General features: G+C 69.1%; 3 protein-coding genes. 2 read left to right on the forward strand and 1 reads right to left on the reverse strand.

Features of this window, described 5'->3' with window-relative positions; genetic code table 11:
* The first annotated feature begins 11 nt into the window (after positions 1-11).
* Positions 12-3,743 (forward strand): ABC transporter ATP-binding protein, encoded by a 3,732-nt coding sequence (locus VHD82_RS28130; protein WP_325710521.1) that lies wholly within the window; start codon positions 12-14, stop codon positions 3,741-3,743.
* Between the two features lie 86 nt (positions 3,744-3,829).
* On the opposite strand, the gene VHD82_RS28135 is transcribed toward VHD82_RS28130, so the two are convergent.
* On the reverse strand, positions 3,830-5,200 hold the full coding sequence (locus VHD82_RS28135) for an FAD-binding oxidoreductase (RefSeq protein ID WP_325710524.1): 1,371 nt from the start codon (positions 5,198-5,200) through the stop codon (positions 3,830-3,832).
* Between the two features lie 243 nt (positions 5,201-5,443).
* On the opposite strand from VHD82_RS28135, the gene VHD82_RS28140 reads away from it, so the two are divergent.
* Positions 5,444-9,118 (forward strand): multifunctional oxoglutarate decarboxylase/oxoglutarate dehydrogenase thiamine pyrophosphate-binding subunit/dihydrolipoyllysine-residue succinyltransferase subunit, encoded by a 3,675-nt coding sequence (locus tag VHD82_RS28140; RefSeq protein ID WP_325710527.1) that lies wholly within the window; start codon positions 5,444-5,446, stop codon positions 9,116-9,118.
* The last annotated feature ends 240 nt before the right edge of the window (positions 9,119-9,358 follow it).

A 9,358-nucleotide genomic window follows, 5' to 3' on the forward strand; every position in this document is an offset into this window, starting at 1 on the left:
GCCTGGACTGTGTGACCACTGCTCCCACCACGTCCGCCAAGACCGGCTGGATATCCAGACTGTTCGCCGCCTGCTGGCGGCATCCCGTTCTCGTCGTGCTGTCGCTGACCGCGGCCATCTTCAGCGTGGGCTTCCAGGCCGTGAGCCCGCTGCTGGTGAAGGTCGCGGTCGACGACGCGGTGGGCGGGCAGACAGCGCAGCTCGGGCTGCTCGCGGCGGGACTGGTCGGGGTGCAGGTGCTGATGTTCGGCACCGCGTTCGTGCGGCGCTACGTCGGCGGGCGGCTGGCGCTGGACGTGCAGCACGATCTGCGGCGTTCGGTGTTCGGCGCGGTCTCACGGCTGGACGGCGGCAAGCAGGACTCGCTGCGCACCGGGCAGGTCGTGTCCCGGGCGATCACCGATCTGCAACTGGTCGTGTCCCTGCTGATGGTGGTGCCGCTGTCCGCGGGTTCGGTGATTTTCGCGGTGTTCTCGCTGGCGGCGATGCTGTGGATGTCGCCGGCGCTGACGTTGATCGCGCTCATCGTCGTGCCGGCGGTGGCGATCGTGGCGGGGACGGCGCGCAAGCGGCTCTTCCCGGCAACGTGGTCGGCGCAACAGCGCGCCGCGGATCTGGCGCAGCACGTCGAAGAGACCGTCACCGGCGTACGCGTGGTGAAGGGCTTCGGCCAAGAGGCACGCGAAGTGTCCCGGTTGGAGAAGACGGCCAGGAAGCTCTTCGCCGAACGGCTTCGCGCCGCGCGGCTTTCGGCGGTTCCCTCAGCCACAACGTCTGCGCTGCCCGCGGCCGGGCAGGTCGCGGTGCTCGCCTTCGGCGGCATTCTCGCGCTTCGCGGCGAAGTCAGCCTCGGCACCTTCCTCGCCTTCGCGAGCTACGTGTCCGGCCTGATCGGCCCGGCGCGGATGATGTCGGCGCTCGTCGTGCAGGCGCAGCTGACGCGCGCGGGCGCGGACCGTGTGTACGAGCTGATCGACGCGCAGCCCGAAGTCCGCGACGCGCCCGACGCGCGGCCGCTGCCCGAAGGCCCGCTCGGCATCCGCCTCGACGACGTGCATTTCGGCTACACGAGGACGGAACCCGTGCTGGACGGGTTGTCGCTGGAAGCCAGACCGGGCGAGACACTCGCGCTCGTCGGCACGGCGGGCTCGGGCAAGTCGACGATTTCGTTGCTGCTGCCCCGGTTCTACGACGTGCACTCCGGGTCTGTCCACATCGGAGGCTGCGACATCCGCGAGGTGAAGCTGGCGGAGCTGCGCAAGGCCATCGGTGTGGTCTTCGAGGAAGCGTTCCTGTTCTCCGCGTCGGTGCGGGACAACATCGCCTACGGCCGCCCGGACGCCAGCGACGAAGAGGTCATCGCCGCGGCGAAAGCGGCCGAAGCGCACGAGTTCATCATGGCGCTGCCCGAGGGCTACGGCACCGAGGTCGGTGAGCGCGGGCTGACGCTGTCGGGTGGGCAGCGGCAACGCCTCGGGCTGGCCCGCGCCCTGATCACCGACCCGAGAGTGCTGATCCTCGACGACGCGACCTCGGCGGTGGACACCGTCACCGAGGCGGCGATCCACGACACGCTGCGCGCAGTCACGGCCACCCGCACCACGCTGCTCATCGCGCACCGGCGGTCGACGCTCGCGCTGGCCGACCGGATCGCCGTGCTCGACGGCGGCCGCGTGGTCGACGTCGGTACAGCCGAGGAGCTGGAGGAACGCTGCCAGCTGTTCCGGGAGCTCGTGTCCGGGCCGGGTGAAGGTGTCGAGCAGCCGCATCGCCGCGACTGTGAAGTGCAGCCGGAAACCGGGATCACGCCCGAGCTGTGGCCGGAGCCGTCCGCGCAGGACGCGGTCGACGAGCTGGCCGATTCCGCGCTCCAGCGCACCACCCCCGCCGCCGGAATGGCCGGGATGCGCGGCGCCTTCGACGCACCGCCGACCGAGGAACTCCTTGAAGGAGTCCGGAAACTGCCACCGGCGACGGACGCCCCGGCAACGGACGAGGACGTCACGGCGCCCGACCCCGGGTTCCGGCTCGGCCGGCTGCTCAAACCCGTCCGCGCGCTGCTCATCGGTGTGATCGTGCTGGTGGGCCTGGACGCGGCGGCGTCCATCGCGCTGCCCGCGCTCTATCAACAGGGTGTGGACCACGGTGTGCGGCCGGGCGCGGAGTGGGTCATCTGGCTGTGCGCGGGCATCGGGGCGGCGGTGATCGCGATCGACTGGTTCGCGATCAGGGCGCAGACCCGCGTCACCGCGCGAGCGGGTGAGACGGTGCTGTATTCGCTGCGCGTGCGCAGTTACGCGCACCTGCAACGGCTCGGCCTCGACTACTACGAGCGTGAGCTGTCCGGGAAGATCATGACCCGGATGACCACCGACGTGGACGCGTTGTCCACCTTCCTGCAGACCGGGCTGGCACAGGCGGTGATCAGCGCGCTGACCCTGCTCGGCATTTCGGCCGCGCTGTTGTTCACCGATGTTTCCCTTGCCCTGTATGCGCTTTCGGTGCTGCCGGTGCTGATCGTGGCGACCGTGATCTTCCGGCGGCTCGCCACCGCGGCGTACACCGAGGCGCGGGAACGGGTCAGCGTGGTGAACGCCGATATGCAGGAGAACGTCAGCGGGCTGCGGGTGGCGCAGGCGTACAGCCGCGAAGAGCGCTCGGCGGAGGCGTTCTCCGCCCGCAGCGACGCCTACCGGCGCTCACGGCTGCGCGCGCAGCGCTATGTGGCCACGTACTTCCCTTTCGTGACAATGCTTTCCGGTGTGGCCGAGGCGATCGTGCTGGTGGCCGGCGCGAACCGGGTTTCGGCCGGCACGCTCCCGGTCGGCATCCTGCTGGGCTTCCTGCTGTACCTGAACCTGTTCTTCTCACCGATCCAGCAGCTGTCGTCGGTGTTCGACGGATACCAGCAGGCGAAGGTCGGCCTGTCGCGTATCGGCGACCTGCTGCGCACCCCGACCTCGGTACCGCCGCCCACGAATCCCGTTGCGGTGCCGGAAAACCTGGCGGGCGAGGTCGGCTTCGACGCGGTCGACTTCGCGTATCCGGGCACGGAATCCCTTGCGCTGTCCGACATCTCGCTGAAGGTGGTGCCCGGCGAGACGGTCGCCCTGGTCGGCGCGACCGGTGCCGGCAAGTCGACAGCGGTGAAGCTGGTCGCGCGCTTCTACGACGCGACCGGCGGCAAGGTCGCCATCGACGGGGTGGATGTGCGCGACTACGACCTGCCAGGGCTGCGGCACCGGATGGGCGTGGTGCCGCAGGAGGCGCACCTGTTCTCCGGCACGGTCGCGGACAACGTGCGCTACGGCAGACCGTCGGCGAGCGATGCGGAGGTGGAGACGGCGGTCCGTGCGGTCGGCGCGCTCGACGGTGTTGCCGCGCTGCCGTCCGGTTTCCGGCAGTCGGTTGGCGAGCGCGGGAAGTCCCTGTCCGCGGGGCAGCGGCAGCTGATCGCGCTGGCGCGTGCGGAACTGGTGAACCCGGACGTGCTGCTCCTGGACGAGGCGACCGCCGCGCTCGACCCGTCGACCGAAGCGGCCGTGCTGCAGGCCACGGAGACGTTGGCCCGCCGCCGCACGACTTTCGTGGTCGCACACCGGCTGGCGACGGCCGCCCGCGCGGACCGGATCGTGGTTCTGGACCACGGGCGGGTGGTCGAGCAGGGCACGCACACGGAGTTGCTGGCGGAGAACGGGCATTACGCGCAGTTGTGGCGTTCCGGGGCTGAGGCTGGGCATTAGCTCGGCCTGCCGCGCGTCCGCGGGGCCATCCGGTGGGAAAGTCGGACTCGTGCCGGCTGAACCAAACGGCACCTGGCCGGCGATGGTCAGCTGAAGACCTTGCCGGGGTTGAGAATGCCCAGCGGGTCGAGCGCCGTCTTGATCGCGCGGTGCATGTCCAGCACGCCAGGACTCACCTCGCGCCGCAGCCCGCCGCGCTTGAGCAGGCCGATCCCGTGCTCGCCGGTCACCGTGCCGCCCAGCTCGATCGCGTCGGCGATGATGTCCTCGAACGCCGCCTGCGCACGGCGTTTCGCGTCCTCGTCGCCGATCGGGGTGATCAGCAGCGGGTGCAGGTTCCCGTCGCCGGCGTGCGCGATGTTCGCGATCAATGTGTCGTGCGCGGCGGCCGTCTTCTCGATCCGCGCGAGCATCTCCGGCACCAGTCCCCTGGGCACGCAGACGTCCTCGGTGAGCACCGGGCCCAGCCGCTCCAGCGCCGGGTACGCGAGGCGCCGGGCGTCGAACAGCGCCTCGGCCTCCTGCTCGTCCGACGAGACCGCCGCCCACGTCGCGCCTGCGTTTTCGAAGCAGCGCAACAGAGTCTGCGCCTCTTCCTCGCCCGCGTGGCCCGGGGTGTCGACCCGGCCCAGCAGCACGACGTTCGCTTCGGTGGACAGGCCCATGTTCTTCCACGCGTCGACTGCCTCCAGGCAGTGCCGGTCCACCAGCTCCAGCGCCGACGGGATCACGCCGGACGCCGACACCGCACTCACGGCCTCGCCCGCGGCGATCACCGAATCGAAGTAGCCCGCGACGGTGCGCTCCGCCGGACGCGTCGGCCGCAGCCGAACGGTGATCTCGGTGATGATGCCCAGGGTGCCCTCGGAACCGACCATCAGCCCGCAGAGGTCATACCCCGCAACGCCTTTCGCGGTGCGACGGCCGAGCCGGACGACCTCGCCGCGGCCGTTGACCACCTCCAGCGCGAGCACATAATCCCGGGTGACGCCGTACTTCACGCAGCACAGCCCGCCCGCGTTGGTCGCCACGTTCCCGCCGATGGTCGACCACGGCGCGCTCGCCGGATCCGGCGGATACCAGAGCCCCTGCTCGGCACAGATCGCACGCAGGTCGTCGTTGACGATGCCGGGTTGCACCACCGCGAGCCGCTCGGCCGCGTTGATCTCCAACACCTGGTCCATCGACTCGAACGAAAGCACGATGCAGCCGTCGACGGCGTTGGCGCCGCCGGACAGCCCGGTGCCCGCGCCACGCGGCACGATCGGCGCCCGATGCTCCGCGGCCACCCGCACCACGGCCTGGACCTCCGCGGTACCGCGCGGCCGGACGACCGCCGCGGCCTGCGCGTACTCGGCCCACTCCGCGTGGTCCTGCAGGTATCCCTCGACGACGTCCGGGTCGTCGAGGACCCGGTCCGCCGGCACAACGGCGCGCAGTTCGGCCACCAGATCCATCGGACACCTCCGATATCCCAGGTTACCTGCGTAAATCCAGCCCGGTAGGCCGGTCGCCGGCCGGTGAGACGCCGACCCGATTGTCATCACCCGAACGGACCCTGCATCGTTCAAGTGAGGAATCCCAAACTCACTTGCAACGGAGATGCACCACTTCGATCACAACGTCGGAGGCGAGGGGGTTAGCCTGGTAGGCGCATCAGCGGACAACAAGATCGAGATGGATAGAGGCGAGTCCCTGCCGTGTCCAGCAGCAGCCCTGCGTCACAGTTCGGCCCCAACGAGTGGCTCGTCGAGGAAATGTACGACCAGTTCCTCGCCGACCCCTCCTCAGTAGATGCCGCATGGCATGACTTCTTCTCCGACTTCAAGCCGACGCAGACGGCGGAGACCAAGCCGGACAGCACGGGCACCACCGCCCAGGCCGCCGCGCCCGAGAAGCCCGCGGCCGCCCCGAAGCCGGCCACCAACGGCCAGGCCGCCGCGAAGCCCGCCGCCGCAGCCGCTCCGGCCAAGAAGCCGCAGCCCGCCGCCGCGAAGCCGGCCGCCACCGCCGCCGCGAAGGGCGACGAGGAGACTAAGCAGCTGCGCGGTGCCGCGGCCGCGATCGCCAAGAACATGGACGCCTCGCTGAGCGTCCCGACCGCGACGAGCGTGCGCGCCGTCCCCGCCAAGCTGATGGCGGACAACCGGATCGTCATCAACAACCATCTCAAGCGCACCCGCGGCGGGAAGATCTCCTTCACCCACCTCATCGGTTACGCGATGGTCCGGGCCCTGCAGGCCTACCCGAACATGAACCGGCACTACCAGCTGATCGACGGGAAGCCGTTCGCGGTCACGCCGGAGCACGTCAACATCGGCCTCGCCATCGACATGAAGGGCAAGGACGGCAATCGCACCCTCGTGGTCGCCTCCATCAAGAACACGGAGAACATGTCGTTCCTCCAGTTCTGGCAGGCGTACGAGGAGATCGTCAAGAAGGCGCGCAACAACAAGCTGACCGCCGACGACTTCGCCGGCACCACGATCTCGCTGACCAACCCGGGCGGCATCGGCACGAACCACTCGGTGCCGCGGCTGCAGTCGGGTCAGGGCACGATCATCGGTGTCGGCGCGATGCAGTACCCCGCGCATTTCGAGGGCACCAGCGAAAAGACGCTGGTCGACCTCGGCGTCAGCAAGATCATGACGCTGACCTCGACCTATGACCACCGGATCATCCAGGGCGCCGAGTCGGGCGAGTTCCTCAAGCGCATCCACGAGCTGCTGCTCGGCGAGGACGGCTTCTACGACGACATCTTCACGTCGCTGCGGCTGCCGTACGAGCCGGTCCGCTGGGTCGAGGACATCCCGGCGGGCGCGCTGGACAAGACGGCGCGCATCCTCGAACTGATCGACGCGTACCGGATGCGCGGCCACCTGATGGCCGACACCGACCCGCTGAACTACCGCCAGCGCCGCCACGAGGACCTCGACGTCCTCTCGCACGGCCTGACGCTGTGGGACCTCGACCGCGAGTTCGCCGTCGGCGGCTTCGCCGGCCAGGAGCGGATGAAGCTGCGCGACATCCTCGGCGTCCTGCGCGACTCCTACTGCCGCACCGTCGGCATCGAGTACACACACATCCTGGACCCGGAGGAGCGCCGGTGGATCCAGGAACGCGTTGAGCTGCCGCACGCGAAGCCGGACACCGCGGTGCAGAAGTACGTGCTGTCGAAGCTGAACGCCGCCGAGGCTTTCGAGACCTTCCTGCAGACCAAGTACGTCGGCCAGAAGCGGTTCTCGCTGGAGGGCGGCGAGTCCGCGATCCCGCTGCTGGACACGGTGCTGGACAAGGCGGCCGAGCACGAGCTGGACGAGGTCGTCATCGGCATGCCGCACCGCGGCAGGCTGAACGTGCTGGCCAACATCGTCGGCAAGCCGATCTCGCAGATCTTCCGTGAGTTCGAGGGCAACCTCGACCCTGGCCAGGCGCACGGATCCGGTGACGTGAAGTACCACCTCGGCGCCGAGGGCAAGTACTTCCGGATGTTCGGCGACGGCGAGACGAAGGTTTCGCTGGCGTCCAACCCGTCGCACCTGGAGACCGTGGACCCGGTGCTGGAAGGCATCGTCCGCGCCAAGCAGGACATCCTCGACAAGGGCGACCGGGACGGCCAGGGCTTCACCGTGCTGCCCGTGCTGATGCACGGTGACGCCGCGTTCGCGGGCCAGGGCGTGGTCGCGGAGACGCTGAACCTGGCTCTGCTGCGCGGTTACCGCACCGGTGGCACCGTGCACCTGATCATCAACAACCAGGTCGGCTTCACCACCGCGCCGGAGCACTCGCGCTCCTCGCAGTACGCCACCGACGTCGCGAAGATGATCGGCGCGCCGATCTTCCACGTGAACGGTGACGACCCGGAGGCCGCGCACTGGGTGGCCAAGCTCGCGGTCGACTACCGGCAGGCGTTCAACAAGGACGTCGTGATCGACATGATCTGCTACCGCCGCCGTGGCCACAACGAGGGCGACGACCCTTCCATGACGCAGCCGGCGATGTACGACATCATCGACACGAAGCGCTCCGTGCGGAAGACGTACACCGAAGCGCTGATCGGCCGGGGCGACATCACGGTCGACGAGGCGGAGGCCGCGCTGCGCGACTTCTCCAGCCAGCTCGAGCACGTCTTCAACGAGGTGCGGGAGCTGGAGAAGCACCCGGCGAAGGCGAGCCCCTCGGTCGAGGAGGAGCAGCAGGTGCCCGCGAAGGTGCCGACGGCTGTCTCGCGCGAGACCATCGAGCAGATCGGCGACGCGTTCCTCAACGTGCCCGACGGTTTCAGCCCGCACCCGCGCGTCAAGCCGGTGCTGGAGCGCCGTGCGAAGATGGCCCGCGAAGGCGGTATCGACTGGGCGTTCGGCGAGCTGCTCGCCTTCGGTTCGCTGGCGATCGAGGGTCGCCTGGTGCGTCTGTCCGGTCAGGACTCGCGCCGCGGCACGTTCACCCAGCGGCACTCGGTGCTGATCGACCGCAAGACCGGCAAGGAATACGCGCCGCTGCAGAACCTGGCCGAAGAGCAGGGCCGCGTGATGATCTACGACTCGGCGCTGTCGGAGTACGCCGCGGTCGGTTTCGAGTACGGCTACTCGGTGGCCAACGCGGAAGCGCTGGTGTTGTGGGAAGCGCAGTTCGGTGACTTCGTCAACGGCGCGCAGACCGTGATCGACGAGTACATCTCGTCCGGTGAGGCCAAGTGGGGCCAGCTCTCGGACGTCGTGCTGCTGCTGCCGCACGGGCACGAAGGCCAGGGCCCGGACCACACGTCGGGCCGCATCGAGCGGTTCCTGCAGCTGTGCGCCGAGGGCTCGATGACCGTCGCCGTGCCGTCCACCCCGGCGAACTACTTCCACCTGCTGCGCAGGCACGCTCTCGACGGCATCCGCCGCCCGATGGTCGTCTTCACCCCGAAGTCGATGCTGCGCAACAAGGCCGCCACGTCCGCGGTCGAGGACTTCACCGGCCAGACGAAGTTCATGTCCGTCATCGACGACAAGGACATCGACCCCGGCAAGGTCCGGAAGGTGCTGCTGACCTCCGGGAAGCTCTACTGGGAACTGGTGGCCGAACGCACCAAGCGGGAAGCCGACGACGTGGCCATCGTGCGGATCGAGCAGTACTACCCACTGCCGATCAAGAAGCTGCGCGCCGCGCTCGAGCGCTACACCGGTGCCACCGAGGTCGCCTGGGTGCAGGAGGAGCCGGAGAACCAGGGTGGCTGGCCGTTCTTCGGCCTGCACCTGCCCCGGAAGTTCCCGGAGCTGCTCTCGGGCCTGCAGGTCGTCGCACGCCGCCCGATGGCCGCCCCGAGCGCCGGTTCGTCCAAGGTGCACGAGGTCGAGCAGAAGGCGTTGATCGCCAAGGCCTTCGAGTAACCAGCAGCCTGACAGGACGCCCTCCCACTCCGGAGGGCGTTCTTTTTATTGCCACACAACAAACCGCCGCCCGGCAACGCAACCCACACAACCACCCCACCCACACCCCTCCCCCGAACCGATCCCCAGCGCCCTCAGCGGTCGACGTGCCGTGTCAAGGCATCTTTCCCGCCTTGACACGGTGCGGCGACCGTTGAACACTGCGCGGATTGGGGCGGGGGTGGGGTCACAGAGCGCGGC

It is taken from the genome of Amycolatopsis sp. (assembly GCF_035546795.1).
Taxonomy (GTDB): domain Bacteria; phylum Actinomycetota; class Actinomycetes; order Mycobacteriales; family Pseudonocardiaceae; genus Amycolatopsis_E.

What these genes read in the sequence shown, in the direction of transcription:
- VHD82_RS28135 (WP_325710524.1), bottom strand. Translation starts at nt 5,200, where the DNA reads ATGGATCTGGTGGCCGAACTGCGCGCCGTTGTGCCGGCGGACCGGGTC.